The organism is Microcoleus sp. MOSTC5 (assembly GCF_036701825.1).
Classification (GTDB): domain Bacteria; phylum Cyanobacteriota; class Cyanobacteriia; order Cyanobacteriales; family Microcoleaceae; genus Microcoleus; species Microcoleus asticus.
In genome coordinates this window covers 133,923-157,975 of record NZ_JAUBRK010000004.1, presented here as the reverse complement: position 1 = coordinate 157,975, position 24,053 = coordinate 133,923, and the positions used below count along the sequence as shown (strand labels likewise).

The window sequence follows — 24,053 nt, the reverse complement described above, 5'->3', positions numbered from 1 at the left end:
AAATTAATTGGAGTGCGTATCCTTTTTGACGGGCAATTCATCTACAGGAGAAAGACTATACTATACAATATGTGTTCGTGACTCCAGCGAGGATCGCTGTAGTAGAAAGAAGCAAAAATATTATGTTGAGAAAAATGAATTTACAAACCAGACTGATCGGTGCATTTATGATTATGGGACTTTTAGTATTTTTAGTTGCCTGGGTAGGATGGAACTCAACATCTAATCTCAGTCAACACATAGATAGTATTGGGAAAAATAACTTACCGAGTATTGAATATTTATTGAAAATTAACGAGGGACACACCCAAATTGAGTCATCCGAGAGAACGCTAATTAATCCGGCACTCAGTCAAGCAGAAAGGCAAGATGCCTTAAACAGAATGGACAAGGCTTGGCAGCAGATTCAAGATGGGTTTAAAGCATACGAAACCACTCCACGTACCTCAGAGGAAGATGCACTATATCAACAAATGCTTAAGTATTGGGAGGATTGGAAGCAGGAAGATCGAGAACTCCTGCGAATTAATCAAGAATTTGAAAAAGTGGGAATTTTTAATCCTGTGGCTTTGCAGCTAAAACTAATTAAGCAGGGTAAAAGTAATTCGCCAGAAATCGCCACAGCAAACACAGCTAGTAAAATTTTGGAGAAACTTATTCAGCAAGCTAAGGTAACTCGCGTTAAATTTATCGCCTCGGAAAAATCAATTTTAGCACTTGTTGAGTCTAACAAGAAACAAGCAGATTACGCTTATAAAAGTGCAGAAAATGATATCAGTAAGACTCAAGTAGCTGTATTCTTGGGGATGACAGTTGGACCGCTAACGGCGATTATTTTAGGAATAGCTTTAAGTATAGCGATCGCCAAACCTTTAGATAAGGCCCTGAAAGGTATTATTAATATGATTGTCAGTTCTTCCACCGAGATCGCGGCTACCATAGAGCAACAAGAACGTATTGCTGTACAACAAGCTGCTTCTGTTAATCAAACAACTAGCACAATGGATGAATTGGGCGCATCATCAAGGCAATCAGCTATGCAAGCCGAGTCAGCCCTTGAGAATGCCAGTCATGTCTTAAACATGGCAGCAGAAGGCAGTAAAGTAGTGCAGAAAACGCAGCAGGGAATGTTGACTTTGACAGAAAAAGTCGGAGGGATAGCCGAGCAAGTTTTACATTTGAGCCAGCAAACCAATCAGATTGCTAATATTACTAATTTAGTGAGCGATTTGGCTAATCAAACTAATATGCTGGCAATTAACGCTACAGTGGAAGCAGTACGCGCCGGAGAACAAGGAAAGGGGTTTGGGGTGGTGGCGAGGGAAATTCGCAGACTCGCAGATCAAAGCAAGAAATCGGCGGCTCAGATTAATGATTTGGTAAACGATATTCAGAATGCCATTAATAAGACAGTGAGTGTAACAGATGAGGGTAATAAAACTTTAGATAAGAGCCTGAAGTTGACTGAAGGTACGGCGGAGACTTTTAACAATGTTGCTAATGCAATTAACAGTGTTGTTGTCAGCAGTCAGCAAATTTATTTGAATACCAAACAGCAGGCGATCGCTATTGAGCAAGTGGTAGATGCGATGAATGTTCTGAATAAAGGAGCAGCGGAAACAGCCAGCGGTATCACCCAAAGTCGAGTTGGCACTCAAACACTTAACAAAGCGGCTTTAAATCTCAAGTCTGTAGTTTAATTGAAAAAAGTAATATCCTCAACTGGGGATTAAGGAGATGGGGATAAAATTTTTCCAATTCCCCATTTCTAATTTCCAATTCCATATTTTCCCAAAGGATTGAAGGTGACATCTGCCGTCTATAGAAGGGTAGGGAGATGCCAAGTATGTTTCCTCAAAGTGCTGTATAAATGTGTATAGCAATTCTCAAGTGAGTTAGGTACAAATTTAGATTTTAGATTAAAGAATTGAAGAAGTGGGGAATTGGTAATTAACTGGCAAGTACCTCACGAAAGTTGAGAACCGCTAGAGCAACGATCGTGGCGGGGACTAACCTCATATATTATACCTGGTTAGTCGCTTTGTTTCCGAAGATACTTGGCAATTCGTCGCCCACAAATCACTGATCTGATTAAAATCAAATATTGTTCCGATCTCGGATTCCTCACCGCCTCAAAATTCATCTCATCACTCACTCGAACGGTGAGTGAGAGCTGGTTTTTCATCGAGCTAACTATTGCAGCCAGTACAAAGGGTTTGTGAATGTGGCAAACCCTTTTAATCAGATTCGATCGCCCAGTCGTATGCTAGATAGCACTTAAGAGTTAAATTAACCGGTTATTATGTATAGCACAACAAGTTCAGTTCGATCGACATGACTATCTATATTGGAAATCTGTCTTACCGCGCCACCGAAGAAGACCTGAAAGCAGTATTTGCAGAGTACGGTACTGTCAAGCGAGTTGTTTTGCCTACCGACAGGGAAACCGGTCGGATGCGCGGTTTTGCATTTGTTGAGATGATGGAGGATGCCCAAGAAGACGCTGCAATTGCCGCATTAGACGGTGCAGAGTGGATGGGGCGCCCCTTGCGAGTGAATAAAGCTAAACCCAAAGAAGAGGGAAATCGAGGCGCAGGTATCAAGAGAAACGACGGATATTAGTCCGCAATGCAGCGGTTGACATCCTCTCGGAACCCACCTGATGCGCCAGTGCGCAAGTAGCGCCGAATTGCTACCAGCAGTTGATTTTGGGGATGCCATGTCAAATCCGCTGCCCAAAAACCTCGATTCTTTATGGGCTGCACTTGATTCATTCTTTTTGAGAAAGACAGAATTTACCCACGGGAGTCTAGACACCTGATTTCTTCCCGGATACCTCGCTGCTAAAACCAAGATTTATTAGGAGAAACCGGGTCGATCGGCGTCTGTTTTAGAAAGAGTAAACTCGGCCTTTTTCATCAATATAAACTGATCGGTCTTGCCTAGTGCGGCTATCCGATCTGGTGATGCGAATCGTCACAATGTTTTGCTGCGAGTCAACGTTATAGTCGTATTTTAAAGTTGTGGTTCCTCCTGTGGCATTAATCGGAATATTAGCAATGTCGCCGGTGCGATTGCTGATGCGAACAATGATGTTTTTGCTGGCTCCGACTGGCAAGGATGACAAGCTGGCACCTGATTGACCGTATTCTAGGTTTAATCCCGTTTCATTTAACAGTCTGAGGGTAATGTTGCGAGTATTGTCAACCTGCGCTTGAGGTTGCCAGAATCCGGGTTTTGTGCCACCGTCAGTTGCAGGTTGAGATAATGCTGGATGGGGATGAAGAAAGCCCAGGGCGGCAAGTATTGCTACTGTTGCAATAATTTTTGATTTCACTGTTTGTACCTCCAGGTCAAGTGTTGGTTATATTTCTATCCTAGCTTTAAAATCCGATCTTGTGATAGCGGAAGGAAAAAGAAGGAAGAAGTTCGGCAACGGATTCTGTAACGGATGTAACGGATGTCAGTCCGATGGAAGAAGGAAGAAGGAAGAAGGAAGAAGCAATAAAAGCAAAGGTTTCACCAATTAAAAATGTCCTCACCGTCTGGGCGGTTGCTATATCTAATTTAAAACCGGGTTTCTGTAGTTGTTAATAGTCCTGGAGGCACGGGTTGTCTAGAAACCCGATTTCTGAGCGGGTGGCTGCTTGCCAAAGGTATGATTTAGAGTAGAAACCGGATTTCTGAGGTATAGTGCATCCGGGACTGGTTAATTGTTAATTATCGATCGAGCGGCTTCTAGCAGCAGGCGCTGTTCGGCGCGGACGATCGCCCTGCAAGTTTGTTGTACAGCCTCGGCATTGACCGAAATAGACGAAATCCCCCACCGCACGAAGGATTCAACTGTATCGGGATACAAAGCTGGAGTGTCGCCGCAGATCGAGCAAGGAATACCGGCGGCCCGGGCCTGTTTGATTAATTGTTCGATCGCCCTCATCACTGCTAGATCGCGCCCGTTGAAAGCACCTGCTACCTGTTCGGAGTTGCGGTGAATTCCTAACAGCAATTGGGTTAAATCGTTGGTGCCGATGGAAATTCCTTGAACTCCTGCTTTTACGTAATCTGGCAATAGAAATAACACTGAAGGAACTTCCGCCATAATCCACATTTGAAATTCGGATGAGCGGTTTTTCCAAATAGTTTCTAAGCGCTGGCGGCAGTAGATAAACTCCTCAACCGAGCGCACGAAAGGCAAAATTAAATTAACATTCGTATGACCAGACTCGCAGAGTTTTTGAAGTACGCACAGTTCCCAATCAAATAATTCCGGTTCAAAGGTATAACTGAAACTGCCGTGGGCGCCTGACTCGCGCAAATCGAGAGATCGATAAAATATTGGCCGCGGCGAAACGGCAGCAGCAAATAAACTGAGGCAATCCGCCATGCGATCGACAAATTCCGATTTGCGCCCGTTTTGCAACCAAAGTTTCGGGTTTTGACAGTCCAAAGCTTCCAATGCCATTAATTCCGATCGCAGCAATCCGATGCCGTCTATTGGCAGATTTTTGAGGCGGTCGATCGAACTTGTTTGGCTGACATTAACTAGCAGTTGAGTCGCCGTTGGTGGGCCCCAAACATATTCGGCAGACTCAGATTGTCGAGATTTATGCCCGGAATTGGACGATCGATCTGAGGTTGAAGATTGGTGGTTGGCTATTGACATTTTGGCTGCTGTACTGTATGTATCTGCATTTGTTGCTCTGTCCAGAAGTCGGCGGCTGTCTGCTATATCGATCGCATCGTGTTGGGCGAGGGCAAAAACTTCTCCGCTATCGCCGTCTACCAACACGGAATCGCCCGAGGCGATCGCCCGAGTGGCCCCGACCACTCCCACAACGGCGGGAATCCCCAATTCTCTCGCTAAAATGGCGCCGTGGCCTGTCATGCCTCCTTGTTCCGCAACCACCCCAGCAGCAACTTTCAGCCAAGGCAGCCAATTCGGATCGATTGCCCGGGCTACCAAAATGCCTCCGGCTAAGAATTCCGCGTTTTCTGGGTGGGAATTAGTCATAACTTGGGCAATTGCTTCGGCTTTTCCTGATGCTGCTGCCACACCTCTGAGTATGGCAGGAGTTCGGGCTGGGGCGATCGAGTTTGGCTGCTCTCGGGCGATCGAATTTTCCTCTACCGGCGCGACTTTTTCCCCTTTCACAAGACGAACTTGAGTGAAATAAAACTGCGGTTCGCTGCTGTTTGCTGTCTGGTTTAGCGTCCACTCCAAAATTAAATCCGAGTCAAATTCTGCGATCGCTTTTTTACTCAATTCAATGATTTCTTGAAGTTGCGATTCCTCTAAAACGTATTCTGTTTGTGCTTCCTCTCCCAGCGCTGAAACTTGCACGCAACAGTCAGCAAAATCAGGAATTATAAATGGAGAATCGGGAATTGGGAAAGCAGCAAACTTGCCCAGCAGCAGTTTTTTTTTCGGTTCACCATCGCCGACTTTGAGATTGTAGGCTAATGTTTTGTAACCGATCCGCTGGAATTTAACCGCGGTTGTTTCTGGCTGCACTTGATAGTAATCGGGGATGGTTTCTCCCCTAGCGAGGGACAATCCCAAACCGCTGGTGGCTTGGATTTCCCACGGTGCGCCCGCCTTTGTTTTCACCTCGCCCGCGGCAATCGCTTCTTGAAGCGGCTGCACCAAAACTGCGGGAGTGATTTGCTGTACCCGCAGGCCGCACCGCTGCCAGTAAAATAGACTTCGGGCTCTGAACATTTCTGCCCAAGCTCGTTTGAGTCCGGCCCCAATGGCTTCGGGTTCTGCCCGTACTGCCTGAGATTCCAGAATGCCGACTGTTTTCGGGTTCCAGGAAGTCAGGGAAGGGCGAAAAATTAAGGCTGTGGAGTTTAAGTTTGACTGTGAGTTGAGTTGAGAAACAGCAGACTCTAGGGTGGAGAGCAGTGAATCTGGCAGTTTGCCGGCGAGGATTTGGTGGCGGATGCTGCGGGCGATCGATTGCAGTTGTCTGGGTTCATCTACATTCAAGTGCAGGGAAGAGTGTGGCCAGTCAGCAAACAGCGGTTCTAGCCAGTCGATCGACTCTAAAAACTGCCAGAATGTGGTAGCCGGCACGACAAAACCCGGTACAACAGGATGATTTTTCTGGAGCAAACAGCTCAAGTAAAATGCTTTTTCTCCCACTGCATCTCGGTCTGAAGGTTGAATTTTGTCTAACCAGTAGAGGTTTTTCACGCTGCGAGCCTGTCGGTGGAAACTGATTGAAGTTGAAAGTTTTTCCCATTAATCACTTACGACAATTTTAGGATGAACAAGCGAAAATGGACGGGATTAGTCAAATCTTTTCTCAATCTTTTTCTTAAGTCTAACTGTCCTCTTTGTCAGCGACCGGCCGCCGGAGAGTTTTGTCCGTACTGTCACAAGCAACTTCAGCGATGTCAGTTAAGCGATCCGGGTCGATTTTGGCATTCAGAACAGCGTGTTTTTGTGTGGGGTGAGTATGGCGGGGCTCTCAAACGGGCGATCGCAGCTTTGAAATATGACGGCAATCCGCAATTAGCCAAACCTCTAGGCGGCTGGCTGGCAGAAGCTTGGCTGAGTTTTCCCGAATTAGCTATAGAAAATTTAACAGTTGTACCGATTCCCCTGCATCAAGAAAAGCTCAAGGATCGCGGTTTTAACCAGGCGGAACTTTTGGCTGAAAGTTTTTGCGAGCTGACTGGTTTGCCTTTGCAGCGGCACGGTTTGGAGCGGGTGAAAAATACTCAGGCTTTATTCGCTCTGACGCCACAGCAGCGGCAAGCGGAAATGAAAAATGCTTTAAGTTTGGGGAAAGATTTTCGTCGCCGGCGCCCGCGCGCTGGCGTGCTGTTAGTTGATGATATTTACACTAGCGGTACTACGGTTAAGTCGGCAATTAAAATATTAGAAGAGTCGGGAATTTCGGTTTACGGAACTGTGGCACTTGCAACTCCTAATAAGATTAATCGGTAAGCTGCGAATGCCTTTAATTTTAAACTGGTTTGTAGTGAGTCAATGATATTTATCAGGATTTGCTAATAATATTTTTTTGGGAAAACGAACCGCGAAGACGCGAAGAAAGAGCAGAAAGAGAAGGGAGAGTGTTTAGGATGGATTTAGGATTGTTGGAGGCTCGGCTGCAAGGGGAAATTGGTTGCTGATGTTCCACCGGCGGCCGTCGTGAAGCAGTAAAGTTAACGCCGAAGCGGTAAACTCAAAGTGGAGCGATCGCTCTGCAAATTCTAACCAAGCCGTTTGAAAATTCTCCTTAGTTAAATCGCGAAAAGCCACTGTCATGTGCGGTACAAATGCGCGAGTCTGAGAAACTCGATCGACTATTCCCAAAGTTGCCTCGATATAACTCATCAAATCTTTGTGAATCTCCAGCAATTCGGGTGATTTGACAACATCAGCGTAAATGACGCGGGGCGCGAAAGCAGCAAAACCGGATAGAGTAACGGGAATGGGCCGCCGGTTTACACAAAACTGATTCAAACTTTCCTCTAATGTTGGAACATCCTCCGCTAACGAGTGAAAAGGAGGTTGCAGCGTGATATGCGGCGGCGAATTCAAAGCACCGCGGCTGTTGTAATGTTCCGCAAAATACCGTTGAATCTCAGTAATCTGCTGTTCAATATCGGGAGGCGGCACTATGGCAATAAAAAATCGCTGTTTTGACTGGTTCATCGGATAACATCGCAGTTAAGAAAGGATAGTGCAAAATGGAATATAGAGCATTTGCCCTAGATCCCATTGGCGATCGCCCATTCCCAATCTAAAATATAAAATCTAAAATCCCAAATAAAAATGCCTTGGTTTGTCAAAATTGAGCAAGGAATTGTCGAAAAGCCTGTCTTTGACCAATACGTGCCAGCTCACAGAGCTTATGTCCGAGAGTTGATTTCTAAAGGACACCGAGCGAAAACTGGCTACTGGGCGAGGCGGGGCGGCGGTATGTTGCTGTTTGAGGCGGGTTCGATGGATGAGGCGAAGGCGATCGTCGCTGAAGACCCGCTGGTGAAGAACGGTTGCGTTATTTATGAAATTTATCACTGGTGCGTGGTTGAAGAATAAATAACTGTGTTATACTGATAAATGAACTGGATCCACGCGATTCCAACGCCCAAATCTTGTCAGGACCGGAAGGTAGCAGCAACACGGGATGCTTGTAATAGGCGTGGTCTCCGGTTCACCCAGTTTTATGAGGTGTAGCTCCTATGCCTGGTTTTGGAGATATTTTACAAAAAGCAGTGTACCTTGGTGTCGGGCTAGCTTCCTACGCTGGTGAAAAAGCTGGCAGCAAGTTAACTGAATTACGCACTGAAGCCCAAAAGCTGGCAGACGAATTGGTGAAGCGGGGTGAGATGTCCACGGAAGAAGCCCGTCGCTTTGTTGACGATATGGTGCAACAGGCTCAGCAGCAGCCCCCCGTAGAATCGGCTGGCGACAAAAAACCGGCTGAACCTCGGCGGATTGAAATTGTTTCTGAGGAAGAAGATGTCTCGGTAAAAGATGTTAAAGAGACAGGCGGCGTAGACAAGCTCCGCGAACAGGTGCAGAATTTACAAGAGGAATTGCGGCGGCTGAAGCGGGATTAAGCAGGAAAAAACTCGCTCAGCAAAGCAGGAAGGGAACTCACGATAATACTCTTGAGTTCCCTTTTTGAATATCTCCCCTGTCAGATGTGGACGGATATCAGGCAATAGGTAATAGAATTGAAAGTAGGTGCGATCGCTTCGCATGAGGCTGGCTGCACCTGTCTGTAAAATATTTTGTAATAGCAAGCTGTCAAATTCATGGAAGATTGGTCTAAAGATTTTTTTGGAGTAATGGAAAATGCTGTTTCTGAAGTAGAGCATTTTTTCAGCGAAATGGGCGAAGAGTTTGTCGAAATGCTGGACGTTTTGGCAAAGATGTCGGAAGATTTTACTGAACAAGTACAAAATAATCTGATTAATGACATTGACGGTTATTTCAATGAATTTGACGGTTTATTTAATGAATTTATCGAACCGATAATTGAAATTTGCCGCGACTTCGACCCTGAGTTTGATGAGATAGATTTGTCGATGGTGACTTATGTAGACCCTTCGCCGACGCAGCAGCCGGCTTGTCGCGGTTGTCGCAACTATCACGGTCAAGTTTACGGGGGAAATTTGTTGGTTTGTGCGATGCACCCTACTGGTGTGGAATCGGAGAGTTGTGCTGATTGGGAAACTGACAGCGATATGAATTTTTAAGACGGGAGTTGAGTTGTTAAGGGGTTAATGGCTTATGGCAACGTCAATTCAGTCTCCGTCAAAGATTTCTCTGGAAGAGTTTCTGCTATTGCCAGAGACTAAGCCGGCTAGCGAGTATGTTGACGGTCAAATTTATCAAAAAGCTATGCCCCAAGGAAAACACAGTACGTTACAATTCGAGTTTCCATCTGTTATTAATCGAGTTGGCAAACCGCAGAAGTTAGCTTATGCGTTTCCAGAATTGCGCTGCACTTTTGGGGGACGTTCTCTTGTTCCAGACATAGCAGTGTTCGAGTGGGATCGTATTCCTCTAGATGCTGACGGAGAAATTGCAAATAGGTTTGAAATTGTACCGGATTGGACAATTGAGATTTTATCGCCGGATCAAAATCCAACTCGGGTCATTAATAATATTTTGTTTTGCTTAAATCACAATGCTAAACTGGGTTGGTTGATTGACCCGGCAGAAAAATTAGTTCTTGTTTTTAAACCGCAGCAGCAACCAGAGGCGAAAGAGAATCAGGATATTTTACCTGTGCTCGATGTGCTTTCGGATTTGCAAATGTCGGCGGATGATTTGTTTGGGCTGTTAAGTTTCGATCGCCCGTGAGTTACAGTTGAGTATAGGGAATATTGCATCTAACGGCATTTAAAGGTGAATCGCTCAACGGCTAATAATTCGCAATTTGGATTTCCGAAAATGCCGCCATCGCTGCAATTACGACAGTATCAGCGAGTGGCGGTTGCTAATTGGTTTGCGAATCAGGGACGCGGTACGCTGAAGATGGCGACGGGTAGCGGCAAGACGATTACTGCGCTGGCGATCGCCACTGAATTATACCATAAAATTAACCTGCAAGTTCTGCTCGTAATTTGCCCTTACTGCCACCTGGTGAATCAATGGGCGCGCGAATCGGAGAAATTTGGTTTAAAACCTATTTTGGCTTTTGATAGCGCCCGCAGTTGGCAAAACAAGCTGGCTGCGGGTTTGTATGAAGTGCGATCCTCTTCGAGGGCTTCGCTAACGGGCGATAGGCTATTTCTCACAATCATCACCACTAACGCCACATTAATGTCCGATAGCTTGCAATCGCAACTGCGCTATTTCCCAGAAAAAACCCTGATTATTGGAGACGAAGTTCACAATTTAGGCGCGCCCCGTTTAGGAGAAAGTTTGCCGCGCAATATTGGACTGCGACTCGCTCTTTCCGCCACCCCAGAAAGGCATTTCGACGAACAGGGAACCGAAGCTATTTTAGATTATTTCGGCCCTGTTTTGCAGCCGGAACTCACCTTAGCCGACGCCATCCGCCAAAAAGCATTAGTACATTATTTATACTATCCAATTTTAGTAGAATTGACAGAAGCCGAAACCCGCAAGTATTCTCGCTTAACTCAAAAAATTGGCTGGGCGCTTTGGGGCGATGAAAAAGCAGAAGAAAACGATGCTTTAACAACTTTATTAATGCAGCGATCCCGGTTGATTGGAGCTGCGGCTAATAAATTAGTAGCTTTGCGAGAATTAATGATTCACCGTCTCGATACAGCCCACACTTTATTTTACTGCGGCGACGGTGCGATCGAAGGAAGCGCGCGCCGAAATAACAACCGCCAACTAACAGAAACCGCGAAGTTATTGGGTTCAGAATTAGGCTACCGAGTTAACACTTATACGGCGGCAACTCCTTTAGCAGAAAGAGAACGATTGCGCCGACAATTTGAGAGTGGAGAATTGCAAGGTTTAGTCGCGATTCGCTGTTTGGATGAAGGCGTTGATATTCCCGCAATTCGGAATGCTGTAATTTTAGCAAGCAGCAGCAATCCACGCCAGTTTATTCAGCGCCGAGGACGGATTTTGCGGCCGCATCCGGGGAAGGAAAGGGCAACTTTATTTGACATGATAGTTTTGCCTCCAGATTTGGGCAGAGAAACTTTAGAAGTCGAGCGCAATTTGCTGCGAAAAGAGTTGAAGCGGTTCTTGGAATTTGCCGATTTAGCCGACAATGCTGGAGAAGCTAGGGTGAAATTGTTGCAAATTCAGAGACGGTACGGGCTATTAGATATTTGACATTTATTAAGGTTCGGTTTATGTTTGAGAATATAGAATTATTTGATAGCAGTTTTAGTTGCTAGTTTAGTTCGCGATCGCACCCAGACTTCAGAAACCAGGTTTCTTTGTAGATTTCTCGTGACTGTTCGCAAAACTCGTAGAAACCGGGTTTCTCGCCCATGAGCCTAGGCCCTGTATATTTTAATATTTGCAAAAACAATATGACGGAAAATCTGAATGAAAATCTGATTATGGCATTTAGATATGAAGATAGTGCGATCGCAGCCGTACCGACAAGCATTTTAGCAGAAAAGCGTTCTGCTTATCAAACTCACCAGGAATTCAGCGACGTACAACAACCAATTACTAGCGCGTCGTCCGAAGTCAGACAAATTCTTGAGCGGGTATTGGAAATTGAAAAAGATAAGTTGTACATGAGAGCTCCCCGCCACATTAACGATGACATTTTAAAAATCATTAAGGAAGCAATTGTATGAAGTTAATCTCAATTACTCTGTGCAACTTTCGTCAATTTTACGGCAAAAGCCCCGAAATTAAGCTAGCTTGGGGCGGGCAAAATATTACAGTAATTCACGGGAATAATGGCGCTGGAAAAACTGCATTAATGAATGCCTTTACGTGGGTACTTTACGGAAAATTTAGCGCGGCTTTTGCGGCGGAAGAACAATTAGTAAACAAGCGCGCTCTGGCTGAGGCGGAAATGGGAAAAGCCGTAGGTTGTTGGGCGGAAATTGTGTTTGAACACGACAGCACGCGCTACCAAGCAAGACGAATTCGTCGTGCTTATAAAAGTGAAAACACTGTAGAACATGGCAAGGATGAATTGTTTCTGAATGTAGCAAAAGATAACGGTCTCTGGCTGAAGCCGGATCAGCATCCCGATGATATTATCGGGCGGATTTTGCCGGAAAGTTTACATAAATATTTCTTTTTTGACGGGGAGCGAATCGAGCAAATTGTCCGCTATGACAAGAAGGCAGAAATTGCGGAAGCTACTAAGGAGTTGCTGGGAGTGGAAGTCTTGAATCGATCGATCCGGCATTTAGGAGAAGCAAAAAAATCTCTTGAGACAGATTTAAATATAATTGGGAATGCTGAAACGAAGAAACTTTTAAAAGACAAGCAAAAAATTGAGCAAGAAGCCGATCAACTTTCGAGCAGACAAGTAGAAATAGAGCGGGAATTGGCGAACCAAGGGGAGTTAAAAAAAGCAGTTAGTGGTAACTTGTTGGAACTTAGCGGTGCTGCGGATTTACAAAAGTTACGAGACGAATTGCAAATGCAGAAAAATTTATTTAAGCAACAAATTGTACAGGCTACAGATGCTCTAAAGCGAGCAATTTCTGTGCGCGGTTACGCGGTGTTTCTGTCGGATGCGGCGGCTGAATTTGAAGTGATTGTCGGGGGTTTGCGGGAAAAAGGCGAGTTGCTTTCGGGGATTCAGCGGCCGTTTTTGGAAGAGTTATTAGCGCAGCAGCGGTGTATCTGCGGTGCGGAATTAGTGGAGGGTTCTGAGTCTCGGCAACAGGTTAGCGGTTGGATGGATAAGGCGGGTATTGGGGATGTGGAAGAAACAACTATTCGGATTAGCGATCGGGTAAATGAAATTGATAGGCAAGTGGCTGATTTTTGGGAGGAAATTGACCGACAGCAAGGCAATATCAGCCGCGACAGAACCGAACTTTCTCGGGTGGAAACGCAGTTAGACGATATTCACAACAAGTTGCGAAATTTTCCTGACGGCGATGTCAGCCGCTTGCAAAAGCGGTTGGATGAAATTGAGGCAAAAATTGGCGATTTGCACCGGGAAACAGGCTCTAACCAGCAGCAGATTGAGAGTTTGAATGCGCAGGTATCGGCTTTGAACAAGCAAATCGACAAGCAGCAGCTAAACGAGCAAAGGCAAGTATTAGCCCAGCGCCGGATTGCTGCAACTCAGGATGCGATCGATCGCCTAACTGAAGTGCGATCGCGCTTAGAAAAACAGTTTTGTTCTCAGTTAGAAAAGCGGGTGCAAAATATTTTTAGTCAAATTTCGTTTACTCCTTATATCCCAAAATTGAGCGATAAATACGAACTAACGCTAGTAGAAAATACGTCGGGAAAAGAATCTTTGGTTGCCGCTTCTACAGGAGAAAATCAAATTCTCAGTTTGTCGTTTATCGGCGGAATTATTGACGGTGTGCGGGAGTGGAGTCAAAAAAATACTTTGATGGGCCCGGATAGCAGTACGTTTCCAATTGTAATGGATTCTCCCTTTGGGAGTTTGGACGAGATTTATCGCAAGCAAATCGCGAATAAGCTGCCGAAGTTGGCGAATCAATTGGTAGTTTTGGTAACTAAAACTCAGTGGCGCGGAGAAGTTGCTCAAGAGATGGAAAGTTCCATTGGCAGGGAATACGTGCTGGTGTACAATTCTCCGAAAGCTGATTGTGAAGAAGATGCGATCGAACTTGGCGGGACGCGCTATCCTTTAGTTAAGCGCAGTCCAAATGAATTTGAATATACGGAAATTGTAGAGGTGGAGTATGACTTCTAATTCGGCAATTACGCAGGCTTTGGAAACGGATATTTGGGTGAAGGCGACGTGGGAAGAGTTTCTGAATTTTGCTGAGGATTCAGCATGGGAAAAGGGCAAGTTTTATTACTATCAAGAACACATGAGGGTAGAAATGTCGCCAGTAGGGCCATTACACAGTCGTCATAATTCAGTAGTTTCGAGAGTTGTCAATTTTTATACAGCTTTTAGAAATATCCGAATAGTTGAATTAATTAATGCCAGTTTTCGCAAAACAGGTATTCGGGAATTTCAACCTGATTTGTCTTATTATATAGGTGCAGATTTTGAATTACCTCCTCGCACAAATACGCCCATTAATTTGAATGGGTTTGCACCTCCAGCTTTAGTGGTGGAAATAGGAGCATCTTCTAGTGCCGATGATTTGGGAGTAAAGCGTTTAATTTACGAACATTCTGAAGTCCAAGAATATTGGGCAGCTAATGCAAATACGAATGCAGTATTTGCCTTTGCTATTACTGCTGGAAGGAGTGGGACAATTCAAAATTCACTGGTTTTACCTGGCTTAGAAATAGCATTAATTGAGGAAGCTTTGAACCGGAGTCAAACAGAAGATGATGGGGAAATAAATCGCTGGTTGATTCAAACTTTTAGTCAAGGTTGAAGGGAGTTTGACGTGGAAAAAGAGTATCATAAGTTGGTGCGCGATCGCATTCCTGAAATTATTCGTAAAAGCGGGAATGAATGCGAGTTTGTAATTTTGTCGGAGGCAGAATACCGTCAAGCTTTGCTGCAGAAATTGATTGAAGAAGCGGAGGAAGCGGCGGAGGCTGATGAGGAAGATTTGGTGGCGGAATTGGCGGATTTGTATGAGGTAATAGATGCGGTGATGGCGAGTTTTGGCATTTCGGGCGATCGACTTTTGGCGGAACAAATGAAGCGGCGGGAAGCAAGAGGAGGTTTTGCACAAAAAATTATGTTGTTGCGGACATTGTGAATTGCGCCTGTGCGGACTGTTGGATATTTGCGAGATTTATAATAGTTAGAAACTAGATATTATGGCAATGGCTGCTAACAAAATTAGAATTGCTAAAGATAAAGCGGAGTTAGTCAAATCCTTAACTTTATCGGATAACAACACTGGCCCTTTCCAGACTTACGCCGATGTCATCGCTTTCGCCGCATCCTTGGGAAAGCAGCGGAAAAAACGATCGCCTTTGGGGGAAATTTCTAAACGAGAACCGGGTGCGATAGATGTTGATATCTTTGTATCGAGGGGTTACGATATGGCTATTAAGTTAATTGCGATCGCCGAAACCAAAAATCCTCAAATTCTCTCCCATCTCGACCAACAATTGGAAGCAGAACGCTTGCAAATTTTTGAAGAATATGCTAATGGCGGACTGGAAATTTTACGAGAAGAGTTGCGGGGTGCGGCGGATTATACCGATCGCCTGTTGTTGGTTTTGATTTCAGAAAGAGACAACCAACATCGGTCAAATGAAGAATTCGATTTAAGCAAGTTTTTATTTTAATAGGTTCCCCATGAAGCACATCCCAAAAGATATAATCAAGAGATGCTTAAAGGCATCTGCAAAATTTCTTGCTTACAGTTACTCAGCATTTATTATCTGCTATTTCCTTATCAAACTAATCTTTTGGGATAGAATAGGAATTATTGCCTTAATGAGCACGTTTATCCCCTTAATTTTCTTCCCTACTTTCCTGCTTCCCATCATCGGATTGTTAATTATCAAAAAAAGATGGTTCACTATTATTTCTGCGATCGCCTGCCTTCTTCTAATAAGTTGGCTCCACGTCAAATACTTTTCTCCCGCACCCATCAACATCACAGACTCGCAGCCCAGCATCAAAATTTTATCCCATAACCTCAGTTGGCATAAAACTCAGTCACCTACTTTATTTAAACTGATTCAGCAGCAAAAACCCGATATTATCTTTTTACAAGAAATCGTTAGGAAACATACCGAAAGAGCTTTCACCTGGTTAAAAGCAGACTACCCCTATCAAATTGGCACACCCCCTGCAGGAATTCTCAGTAAATATCCAATTGTATCCAGCGAAATACTGCATTTAGCAGGCCATCCAGAAACGCAGCAGCGGGCAATTATTAAATTTAACGGACAAGAAGTAGTGATTTATAATATGCAAGCTACCGGGCCGTGGTTGAAGATGTCTAAAAAATTTGGTTTTATCAAAATTCCAGTTTACAAATATGACAAACGATCGCCTGAAATTAAAGATTTAGTGCAGCGAGTTGAGCGAGAAACTCTGCCAGTAATTGTCGCGGGGGATTTTAATATGACAGACGAAACTCAAGACTATGACAGGGTGCAGAAAGTCATGCAAGATGCTTTCCGAAAATCGGGATGGGGGTTGGGTTTTACCTGGCCTCACGGTTGGGAACTTAAATTCTTGGTAAAAAGGTCGAACTGGAGATTAAATTATCCGGTTTTCCGGATTGATTATATTTGGTATTCAAAGCATTGGGGTGCTAAATCGAGTTCGGTGTTGGAGGCAACTGAGTCCGATCATTTGCCTTTAGGAGCCGAACTTATTTTGTTAAAGGAAGCCAGATTGTGAGAATTGGTCTATACTATTAAAAGCCAGAGGCAAACCCCATGCAAATTACCCTCACCATCCCCGATCGCTTAAAACAGCAGCTTCTTCAGAAAGCTAGCCAACTCAACTTGCCGATCGAAACCCTGATTTTGCAATCCCTGGGTCAACTATTTCAAGAAGACGAAGACGAGGTATCTAAAGAAGATATCCTCAACAGCCTCCGAATTGCGCTTCAGGAAGTAGAAGACGGCAAAGTTCACCCGATCGCAGAACTTTGGGATGGTATTGATGTCTGAAGCACCCAGCATCCAGGTTCTGTTTGCAGATCAATTCAAGCGCCAACTCCAAACCCTCGCCAAACGCTATCGCCAAATTCAAACCGACTTGCAACCTCTCCTACAGCAGTTGCAAGCAGGCGAATATCCAGGCGATCGCATTTCTGGTACGGGCTACACCGTATTCAAAGTAAGAGCCAAAAACAGCGACCTCAGTAAAGGAAAAAGTGGAGGCTATCGCATTATTTATCAAGTCACATCAACCACTTGTTTCATCTTGCTCATCATCTATGCCAAATCTGACCAAGAAACGGTCGCCGTTGAAGAAATCAATGAGATTATCGATAGCTTCCGCAATCAGCAACAATCATAATCAAGAAATAACGTTAACTAGGATCAAAATTTAGGGATCGCGCTTTAAAATACTCCTAAATTTCAATCCCTGATTGCAGCAGCTATCAGCATAAAAACTTAGCTAAGCACTGGCGGCAATCCTACCTCTTGCGGCTGCACAAACCTGCCATTAAAACTAATAGCTTTATCCTCAAAAGTCCTCGCTTCCGCCACCGCTTGCCGCAAATGAGCTCGCTCCATATCGTCCTGAATTCCCCCCACCAAATATACAATTAACTTCGTGGCTAAATCCTTTCCAGAAACTAGCACTCGCTTTTTGTTCGGATCGTACAAAATCCCGTACCAGGCAGACTCAGGATTGTCCATGTGGCTAAATCCTTCATCGACATCGTACCTGCGGAGTTTGTCGAAAATAGATTTCAGGGAAAGTTTCTTTCTAAATACTAGAATTCCCAAAGCATTAGCTAAAGCAACTTGACCGACTGGACGGAACAAAATATTTCCCTCGCCCCCTGGCTTTTCAAAACTAAATCGGCGCAATTCGGCCGTTTCTTCGCCGCTTTCAATTCTTTGATAGCTGGGCAAAGTGGCTAAATGATCGAACAATTTTTTAAACTCTTCAATTCCCTCTTTTAGTTCTTCATCTTCGGGACGCATGGGGATTAAACCTTTTCGTTCCGGCTTCCAATGAGGGAATTTGTATTCTAAATACCGTTCGGACATATCTTGCAGCGCTTGCAATGTGGTTAAGACAGTTGATTTAGCTGCGACTGTGGCGCTGTCCCAATTGACGCGGGGATTTCTGTCATCTTGTTCTTTTAATAAGGGATGGGTAACGGCAATTTTTCGGGCTGCGATCGCAAATCCGTTGTCCTCGTTCAATAATGCTAGCTGGCCCTGACTCAGCGTTACGGCCATTAGGTTAACGTGCACAAAGATCGATCGCACGCGCCGTTGTGCTTGCTGTCGCGTTTCCCCCGCTACCGCCGCCGGGATAAACTCAATCCCGATTTTTTCGTGAGCTAATTTATACACTGTTTCGGGGTCTATTTGATACTCTTCTGCTAAATCTTCCAGAGTAATTGCAGCGCCGACAGGTTTTTTATTTTTGTTGTATCTTTGCAGGATTCCGGTTTTAATTAAACTCATTAAACCTTGAACTCCCATCAGCCGATGCTGGCCGTCTAAGGCAAAAATTGAGACTTTTTGAGAGACATTCAAAAGCCCTAAGTTCTCGTTTTTATCAAAGGATGTAAATTCAGCAGCCGATTTGGTTGCTGCGCCATTTTTATCCCATTCCTCGGCTAGAGGATTGTCTACCCACGGGGGACTGACGACTACTAAAACTGCGGGGAATTTGTGCGATTTTCTGGCGGCTAAATATTGAGTGAGGGTGGCTTGGCGCGACCAATCTAAGGGACGCTGGATAATTTCGTCAATGGTTTCGTCGTCGCGGACGATGTTGTTCGTTTGGAGGTCGAATTTTTGGCGGAAAAGCGGCATTTGTGAGGCGAAACGGACGCGAGAGTCTAACCATTCTAGGGTGACTGAACCGATGTATGCTTCGCTGTTTCCCATCTGGGTTTTTTGTACGAAAATGCGATCGTCCTTTCCTAAATAATTATCTAATAAAAGTGCGATTTCCTGTCTGTCGCTATTTTCTTTTTCTAAAATTTTGCTAGCGAGGTCATCCGCTGGATCACTATTCATCGGCGGTTTTTATATAATTTGGGTATTTTTCCAAAAAATATCATATATTAAAGTTTATGTCAACACTTGTTTTTAAAAAAACATTGTGAAATACTTAATTTATGCTCTAATAGTCCACCCCATTACCATAAAATTTGCAAAAATTCAATAGTTATTAATGCCTAATTCCAATGCCCAATGCCCAATGCCCCATTCCCAATGCCCCATTCCCAATGCCCCATTCCCCATTCTAAAATATGTCTACTCCTTCTTTTGAATACATTTTGCCGGTAATTCGGGGCATTCAAGCGGGTCGCGAATATTACGTGTCGATGTGTCCGGTGCGTTTTTTGCCGAAATTGTTTCCCTTTGAATCTGAAGATTTGCCGCCGTCTATGCGGGCGAAACGCGCGCTTAACAAAGCTAGGATTCCCGAAATAGCTGAGTATTTTGTTAAGAATCCTACAAATTATACTTGTGGGGCTATTGCTGCTTCGATTGATGCGGATATTACTTTTGAAGCAGTGGGAAATGAGGCCGAAGAACGGAAAATCGGTCGCTTGCGAGTGCCAATGGATGCTAAGTTTACTATTAATGACGGACAGCATCGGCGCGCGGCTTTTGAGATGGCTTTGAGGGAAAATCCGCAGTTGGGATATGAGACGGTGGCGCTGATTTTGTTTCTCGATATTGGGTTGGAAAAATCGCAGCAGATGTTTGCTGATTTGAACGGTTTTCAAGTTCCTTTGGAGTCGTCGCTAAGTCTACTTTACAACCACCGGGACGATCGCGCTTTTGTGGTGAAGGCGGTTGTTAAGCAGGTTGAGGTTTTCCGGTGTTTGACTGAGATGGAGAGGGGGAGTTTGAACGGGCGATCGCACAAATTGTTTGCGCTGAGTGCGATCGATCGTGCTATCATGGCTTTGCTGTCTAATATTCACGGCAGCGAACAGGCAAAACTCTCTGGTTCTCGCACCAAAAAAGAACATAAAGAGGAAGAACTTGCTCAAAAAATACAACTGGCGGTTAGTTATTGGAATGCGGTTAGCAGTTTTATTCCAGATTGGCAATTAGTTCTGCACAAGCAAGTTGCGGCGGGGGAAGTGCGCCGGGATTGCGTACACTGTCACAGTGTTGTGCTTGAGAGTTTGGGGGAAGTTGGGGCCGCTTTGCGATCGGTTTTTCCTGAGAGTTGGGAGGAACGTTTGAGCCTTTTGCAGCAGGTTGATTGGTCGATTTCTAATCCTGATTGGGAGGGAGGGATTTTGTTGAAAGGGGGGATTTCTAAGTCGAGGGCGAGTGTTAGTTGGATGACTGATTATTTGAAGGTGAGGTTGGGTTTGGAAACCGCAGATGCACGCTGACAGTGATATAATTATCACCAGTTTAGGCTAGAAAATAATTTTTTAGTCTGCTGACACTGCTTAAATTGTCTAGTTTCTGCCTTATGGTTGTGCCTTGTGGCACTTAACCCTCTGTTGACAATAGTGTAAAATTTCAGGCCGGATTTTATTTGATCATAGCGGGAGGAGAAAATGACTACAGGAGAAGAGTCCGAAAATAAGAATTTAGCGTATTATCGACAACGTTTTGCCGCTCTTAATGTCAGTAATACACGCCAACGTGGTCAAGCTAATCATAAGCCAATATTACTATTGTCAATCATCGATCTAATTGCTCAAGGAATAATTAGGGATAATCGAATTTATGTTTCGGACGAGTTGGTGAAAACATTTAACAAGTATTGGGAAATTTTAGGTTCTGATTCTCACAATCGTGGTTTGTACTATCCATTTTGGCATTTGGAAGGCGATGGATTCTGGCATAAAACATTGAAATCGGGATTTAACGGTTCAAAGCCTAAAACAACTAACAAGCTAAGAGAAGCTGTAGAATACGGTAGTTGGGATAATGAATTATTCGATTTACTCCAAGACCAAAATTCTAGATCGGAATTAATAGATACACTGATTGCTAAATGGTTTTCATCAAATAGAGACGATATTGGAGAGATTTTACAAGTCAATCAAGAGTTTGAAAATGTTAGTCAGACAGAAAGAGCCATGTCTGCGACAGCAGAAATTCCTGACGGAGAACCGAGATTTTATTTAACCAAATCTGCTGTGAGAAATGCTTTCTTCAGGAAAGCAGTAGTACATACATATGATTACAAGTGTGCATTTTGTCGATTGAAAGTCATGAGGAATATAACTCAAAATATTGTAGATGGCTCACATATTAAGCCGTTTTCAAAATTTTATGATAATCAAATTAATAATGGGATATCATTATGCAAAAATCATCATTGGGCTTTTGACCAAGGTTGGTTTGCTATAGATGATAATTACAGAATTATCGTCGCTGATGACTTAGAAGAGGAATCCCCCAATGCCAGATGTATGAAAGATTTTCATAGTGAAACTATTCTCCTGCCGGCTTCAGACCAAGATTTACCAAGACTTGAATCGCTAGAATGGCATCGGCTAAATGTATTTAGAGCTTAATTAAGTAACTGAGGTTAAAGACATGACAGAAACAATGCAAATACCACTTTTTCCACCCCGTAGTGTTAGTGAGTTAGTGGCAGAAATAGAAAAATTAAGTAAAGAAATTAAAGAGTTATATTGTTTAGATGATATACCTTGGGTGTTAGGATATTCCGGCGGAAAAGACAGCACTACGGTAGTGCAGCTTATCTGGTATGCGATAGCAGAATTGCCACCTGAAAAAAGAACGAAAAAAATCTATGTAATCACAACCGATACACTTGTAGAAAACCCGATAGTTTCTACTTGGGTACGTCAGTCATTAAAACAGATGAAGTCTGCTGCTATAGAGCAACAGCTACCAATAGAACCTTATATGCTTTATCCAGATGTCAAAGATACTTTCTGGGTAAACTTGATGGGAAAAGGCTACCCAGCACCGAGACATGGATTTCGCTGGTGTACTGAACGCCTGAAAATCCTTCCTTCTAATCGGTTTGTTCGTGATATGGTGAGAATCAATGGAGAAGTAATTCTTATATTGGGTACTCGCAAAGCTGAAAGTATTAAACGCGCTGTTTCAATGGAGAAACATGAAATAGGTCGCATGAGTGACCGTCTAAATGATAAATCTAGTTCCATTAAATCTCTGCTTTATCAGAGTCCTAGTCTGCCTAATTCCCTAATTTATAGTCCGATAGAAGATTGGCGAACTGATGAAGTCTGGATTTATCTAAATCAGTGGTCTAATCCTTGGGAAAATAGCAACAAAGATTTATTTACCATGTATCGAGGTGCAACAGCAGACAATGAATGTCCTTTAGTTGTCGATACTTCTACCCCTAGCTGCGGCAGTTCTCGCTTTGGCTGCTGGGTTTGCACAATGGTAAGCCAAGATAAATCAATGGAGGCAATGATTCAAAACGATGAAGAAAAAGAATGGATGCAGCCTCTTCTCGATATTCGCAACGAATTAGACATTAAAAACGATCGCCCAAAAAGAGACTTCCGACGCATCTACGGTAGAGTAGAACTGTTTGAACGCAACATGGGCGACGACACAACCTCCGTCGAACCCATCCCAGGGCCCTACACCAAATTCTGGCGAGAACACTGGCTGAGACGAGTCCTGGAAGCACAAACCCACGTCCGCAAAACCGCACCCCTAGAAATGCGCGATATCACCTTAATTACCCCAGAAGAACTTAGCGAAATCCGCCGCATTTGGCTGGAAGAAAAGCACGAATTCGACGATTCTTTGCCCCGGATTTACGAAGAAGTCACGGGCGAACCTTTTGAAGATTCCCGTCCCGCCGCCGAAAGAAAACTCCTAGGTAGCGATGAATGGACTGCGATCGAAGAGATTTGTAGCGAGGACAAAATGCACCTCGAATTGATGGCAAAACTCCTTGATACAGAACGCCAATACTACACGAAGCCCCGCCGTACAGGCATTTACGCCGATTTGGACAAATGCTTTGAAACCAGTTCGCGATCGAAGGAAGAAGCAATTGGCAACGCCCACTATCAACGCAATTTAAAAAAAGCGGTGGAAGATATTAAAGCAAATCCGGCCGAAAACATTCAGCAATTCAAAGATGCGATCGCCCAAACCAACAGTTCCGCCAAAAACGATACCGTTGATATTGCCAAACTTAAAGAAGAACTCGAAAGCAACAGCAATCAAAGCAGACAGTTGTCTTGGGCCGACATCAAATTTTCACCGCCCAATTTAGGAGGGGAAAATAGCAACGATTAGGTCAATAATGTCGATCGGGCGATCGGGCTTTGGGGAATCGGGCTAACCCGAAGATCCGCCGGGGATTCAAATCCCCGTCTCATAGCAAAAGTCGGTTAAAACCGACTGAAGCGCTAAATCAAAGGATCGGGGACTTCAGGGCGATCGCCCTTACCCGAAGATCCGCCGGGGATTCAAATCCCCGTCTCATAGCGAAAGTCGGTTAAAACCGACTGAAGAACCAAATCAAACGATCGCCGATTTCAGTCCTCTTTGAGAGGACTTCAGCTATGAGACAGGGATTTCAATCCCTGTCGGACTGTCGGATCGTGGGAATGGCCGATCGACCCCGATCGCACTCTCGGATTTGGTCACAAAATGATAAATTAACCTAAAGAATTAGGAGGAAAAATCTTTATGGCAATGTGGCGGCTGTACTATCATTTAGTTTGGGCAACAAAAGAGCGACAGCCTCTCATATCTCCCGCAAAAGAAAGCGAACTTTACTCTTATATCATCGGCAAAGCAGACAGCCTCAATTGCATCCTTCATGCGATAGGCGGCACAGAAAATCACATCCACTTAATAGTTTCCATTCCTCCGACACAATCGATCGCTGAATTCGTTAAAAATATTAAAGGTAGCAGCAGCCGTTATCTCAATCAAACTTTGCAAAATCCCAATAAATTTTCGTGGCAAGAAGGATACGGAGTATTTTCTTTAGGACAAAAACAACTAGACTCAGCAGTCGCTTATGTGATAAATCAAAAGGAACATCACTTGCAAAAAACCACCAATTCCCATTTAGAACAAATCACGGATCAAGACAATCCACCCACCAGGTGGCACCCGAATTCGGCAGAGAATTAATTGAAAAACATTGGCCGACTCTCCGACTCGCGGGCTCTGCAGCTATTGCGTTTACATCAAGGCCCGCCGGGGATTGAAATCCCCGTCTCATAGCAAAAGTCGGTTAAAACCGACTGAAGGGCGAAATTCAACGATCGGCAACTTCAGTCCTCTTTATCGGACTTTGGGGCGATCGGGCTTACCCGAAGATCCGAGGAGTGATTCAAATCCCCGTCTCATAGCGAAAGTCGGTTAAAACCGACTAAAA

26 protein-coding genes and 1 other RNA gene are annotated in these 24,053 nt (G+C 44.3%); 22 read left to right on the top strand and 5 right to left on the bottom strand.

Annotated elements, in window-relative coordinates; all coding sequences use genetic code 11:
- Nucleotides 1–134: 134 nt before the first annotated feature.
- Together QUA54_RS03230 and QUA54_RS03225 are read left to right on the top strand one after the other, a co-directional pair.
- A complete protein-coding gene (locus tag QUA54_RS03230) occupies nucleotides 135–1,700 on the top strand; it encodes a methyl-accepting chemotaxis protein (RefSeq protein ID WP_333413216.1) in 1,566 nt (521 codons plus the stop codon).
- Between the two features lie 634 nt (nucleotides 1,701–2,334).
- Complete coding sequence (locus QUA54_RS03225) at nucleotides 2,335–2,622, top strand: RNA recognition motif domain-containing protein (RefSeq protein ID WP_172191775.1); 288 nt, start codon at nucleotides 2,335–2,337, stop codon at nucleotides 2,620–2,622.
- Here the strand turns inward: QUA54_RS03225 and QUA54_RS03220 are convergent.
- Together QUA54_RS03220 and QUA54_RS03215 are read right to left on the bottom strand one after the other, a co-directional pair.
- Nucleotides 2,619–2,774 (bottom strand): hypothetical protein, encoded by a 156-nt coding sequence (locus QUA54_RS03220; protein WP_333413214.1) that lies wholly within the window; start codon nucleotides 2,772–2,774, stop codon nucleotides 2,619–2,621. The two genes, QUA54_RS03225 and QUA54_RS03220, sit on opposite strands and share 4 nt — an antisense overlap.
- A 116-nt stretch (nucleotides 2,775–2,890) precedes the next feature.
- Nucleotides 2,891–3,337 carry a hypothetical protein gene (locus QUA54_RS03215; protein WP_333190592.1) on the bottom strand — a complete coding sequence of 149 codons (447 nt, stop codon included), beginning with the start codon at nucleotides 3,335–3,337 and terminating at the stop codon, nucleotides 2,891–2,893.
- A gap of 61 nt (nucleotides 3,338–3,398) precedes the next feature.
- Here QUA54_RS03215 and QUA54_RS03210 point away from each other — a divergent pair, with 61 nt between their 5' ends.
- Nucleotides 3,399–3,530, top strand: a complete 132-nt coding sequence (locus tag QUA54_RS03210) for a hypothetical protein (RefSeq protein WP_333413212.1) — start codon at nucleotides 3,399–3,401, stop codon at nucleotides 3,528–3,530.
- A 179-nt stretch (nucleotides 3,531–3,709) separates the two neighbouring features.
- On the opposite strand, the gene QUA54_RS03205 is transcribed toward QUA54_RS03210, so the two are convergent.
- Nucleotides 3,710–6,196 (bottom strand): putative PEP-binding protein, encoded by a 2,487-nt coding sequence (locus QUA54_RS03205; protein ID WP_333413210.1) that lies wholly within the window; start codon nucleotides 6,194–6,196, stop codon nucleotides 3,710–3,712.
- 72 nt (nucleotides 6,197–6,268) lie between these two features.
- Between QUA54_RS03205 and QUA54_RS03200 the strand changes: the two genes are divergently transcribed.
- Entirely contained in the window at nucleotides 6,269–6,955 is a 687-nt protein-coding gene (locus QUA54_RS03200) for a ComF family protein (protein ID WP_333413208.1), read from the top strand.
- Nucleotides 6,956–7,087: 132 nt separating this feature from the next.
- Here the strand turns inward: QUA54_RS03200 and QUA54_RS03195 are convergent, their stop codons facing one another.
- Nucleotides 7,088–7,669, bottom strand: coding sequence for a 2'-5' RNA ligase family protein (locus QUA54_RS03195; protein WP_333413206.1), 582 nt, complete (start codon nucleotides 7,667–7,669; stop codon nucleotides 7,088–7,090).
- Nucleotides 7,670–7,789: 120 nt separating this feature from the next.
- Here QUA54_RS03195 and QUA54_RS03190 point away from each other — a divergent pair, with 120 nt between their 5' ends.
- The 14 genes from QUA54_RS03190 (at nucleotide 7,790) to QUA54_RS03125 (ending at nucleotide 17,042) form a co-directional block, all read left to right on the top strand.
- Complete coding sequence (locus QUA54_RS03190) at nucleotides 7,790–8,056, top strand: YciI family protein (protein ID WP_015179070.1); 267 nt, start codon at nucleotides 7,790–7,792, stop codon at nucleotides 8,054–8,056.
- A 23-nt stretch (nucleotides 8,057–8,079) separates the two neighbouring features.
- Nucleotides 8,080–8,176, top strand: an RNA gene (gene ffs / locus QUA54_RS03185) — signal recognition particle sRNA small type.
- 23 nt (nucleotides 8,177–8,199) lie between these two features.
- Nucleotides 8,200–8,580 (top strand): phasin-related domain-containing protein, encoded by a 381-nt coding sequence (locus QUA54_RS03180; protein ID WP_333413205.1) that lies wholly within the window; start codon nucleotides 8,200–8,202, stop codon nucleotides 8,578–8,580.
- A 198-nt stretch (nucleotides 8,581–8,778) separates the two neighbouring features.
- Nucleotides 8,779–9,222, top strand: coding sequence for a hypothetical protein (locus QUA54_RS03175; RefSeq protein WP_333413203.1), 444 nt, complete (start codon nucleotides 8,779–8,781; stop codon nucleotides 9,220–9,222).
- Between the two features lie 34 nt (nucleotides 9,223–9,256).
- Complete coding sequence (locus QUA54_RS03170; RefSeq protein WP_333413201.1) at nucleotides 9,257–9,832, top strand: Uma2 family endonuclease; 576 nt, start codon at nucleotides 9,257–9,259, stop codon at nucleotides 9,830–9,832.
- 90 nt (nucleotides 9,833–9,922) lie between these two features.
- Nucleotides 9,923–11,290 (top strand): DNA phosphorothioation system restriction enzyme, encoded by a 1,368-nt coding sequence (locus QUA54_RS03165; RefSeq protein WP_333413254.1) that lies wholly within the window; start codon nucleotides 9,923–9,925, stop codon nucleotides 11,288–11,290.
- A 203-nt stretch (nucleotides 11,291–11,493) separates the two neighbouring features.
- Nucleotides 11,494–11,769, top strand: a complete 276-nt coding sequence (locus QUA54_RS03160; RefSeq protein WP_333413199.1) for a hypothetical protein — start codon at nucleotides 11,494–11,496, stop codon at nucleotides 11,767–11,769.
- Nucleotides 11,766–13,832 (top strand): AAA family ATPase, encoded by a 2,067-nt coding sequence (locus tag QUA54_RS03155; protein ID WP_333413197.1) that lies wholly within the window; start codon nucleotides 11,766–11,768, stop codon nucleotides 13,830–13,832. Before QUA54_RS03160 ends, QUA54_RS03155 begins: the two co-directional genes overlap by 4 nt.
- Nucleotides 13,822–14,475, top strand: coding sequence for a Uma2 family endonuclease (locus QUA54_RS03150; RefSeq protein WP_333413194.1), 654 nt, complete (start codon nucleotides 13,822–13,824; stop codon nucleotides 14,473–14,475). The genes QUA54_RS03155 and QUA54_RS03150 overlap by 11 nt, the downstream gene beginning before the upstream one ends.
- A 12-nt stretch (nucleotides 14,476–14,487) precedes the next feature.
- Nucleotides 14,488–14,808 carry a nucleoside triphosphate pyrophosphohydrolase gene (locus tag QUA54_RS03145; RefSeq protein WP_333413193.1) on the top strand — a complete coding sequence of 107 codons (321 nt, stop codon included), beginning with the start codon at nucleotides 14,488–14,490 and terminating at the stop codon, nucleotides 14,806–14,808.
- A 67-nt stretch (nucleotides 14,809–14,875) separates the two neighbouring features.
- On the top strand, nucleotides 14,876–15,346 hold the full coding sequence (locus QUA54_RS03140) for a DNA phosphorothioation-associated protein 4 (RefSeq protein WP_333198792.1): 471 nt from the start codon (nucleotides 14,876–14,878) through the stop codon (nucleotides 15,344–15,346).
- A gap of 151 nt (nucleotides 15,347–15,497) precedes the next feature.
- The gene (locus QUA54_RS03135) at nucleotides 15,498–16,415 is read left to right on the top strand and encodes an endonuclease/exonuclease/phosphatase family protein (RefSeq protein WP_333413191.1); all 918 of its coding nucleotides are present in this window, start codon (nucleotides 15,498–15,500) and stop codon (nucleotides 16,413–16,415) included.
- A 38-nt stretch (nucleotides 16,416–16,453) separates the two neighbouring features.
- Nucleotides 16,454–16,690: a hypothetical protein gene (locus QUA54_RS03130; RefSeq protein WP_333413189.1), complete on the top strand. Its 237-nt coding sequence runs from the start codon at nucleotides 16,454–16,456 to the stop codon at nucleotides 16,688–16,690.
- A complete protein-coding gene (locus QUA54_RS03125) occupies nucleotides 16,683–17,042 on the top strand; it encodes a type II toxin-antitoxin system RelE/ParE family toxin (RefSeq protein WP_333413187.1) in 360 nt (119 codons plus the stop codon). Before QUA54_RS03130 ends, QUA54_RS03125 begins: the two co-directional genes overlap by 8 nt.
- Before the next feature lie 98 nt (nucleotides 17,043–17,140).
- On the opposite strand, the gene QUA54_RS03120 is transcribed toward QUA54_RS03125, so the two are convergent.
- Nucleotides 17,141–18,733: a DGQHR domain-containing protein gene (locus QUA54_RS03120; RefSeq protein ID WP_333413185.1), complete on the bottom strand. Its 1,593-nt coding sequence runs from the start codon at nucleotides 18,731–18,733 to the stop codon at nucleotides 17,141–17,143.
- 236 nt (nucleotides 18,734–18,969) lie between these two features.
- Here QUA54_RS03120 and dndB point away from each other — a divergent pair, with 236 nt between their 5' ends.
- The 4 genes from dndB to tnpA all read left to right on the top strand — a co-directional run bounded on the left by dndB (nucleotide 18,970) and on the right by tnpA (nucleotide 23,806).
- Nucleotides 18,970–20,076 (top strand): DNA sulfur modification protein DndB, encoded by a 1,107-nt coding sequence (dndB, locus tag QUA54_RS03115; RefSeq protein ID WP_333413183.1) that lies wholly within the window; start codon nucleotides 18,970–18,972, stop codon nucleotides 20,074–20,076.
- 171 nt (nucleotides 20,077–20,247) lie between these two features.
- Nucleotides 20,248–21,216: an HNH endonuclease gene (locus tag QUA54_RS03110; RefSeq protein ID WP_333413181.1), complete on the top strand. Its 969-nt coding sequence runs from the start codon at nucleotides 20,248–20,250 to the stop codon at nucleotides 21,214–21,216.
- Nucleotides 21,217–21,238: 22 nt separating this feature from the next.
- Entirely contained in the window at nucleotides 21,239–22,957 is a 1,719-nt protein-coding gene (gene dndC / locus QUA54_RS03105; protein ID WP_333413179.1) for a DNA phosphorothioation system sulfurtransferase DndC, read from the top strand.
- A gap of 396 nt (nucleotides 22,958–23,353) precedes the next feature.
- Nucleotides 23,354–23,806 (top strand): IS200/IS605 family transposase, encoded by a 453-nt coding sequence (tnpA, locus tag QUA54_RS03100; RefSeq protein ID WP_333413177.1) that lies wholly within the window; start codon nucleotides 23,354–23,356, stop codon nucleotides 23,804–23,806.
- Nucleotides 23,807–24,053 lie beyond the last annotated feature (247 nt).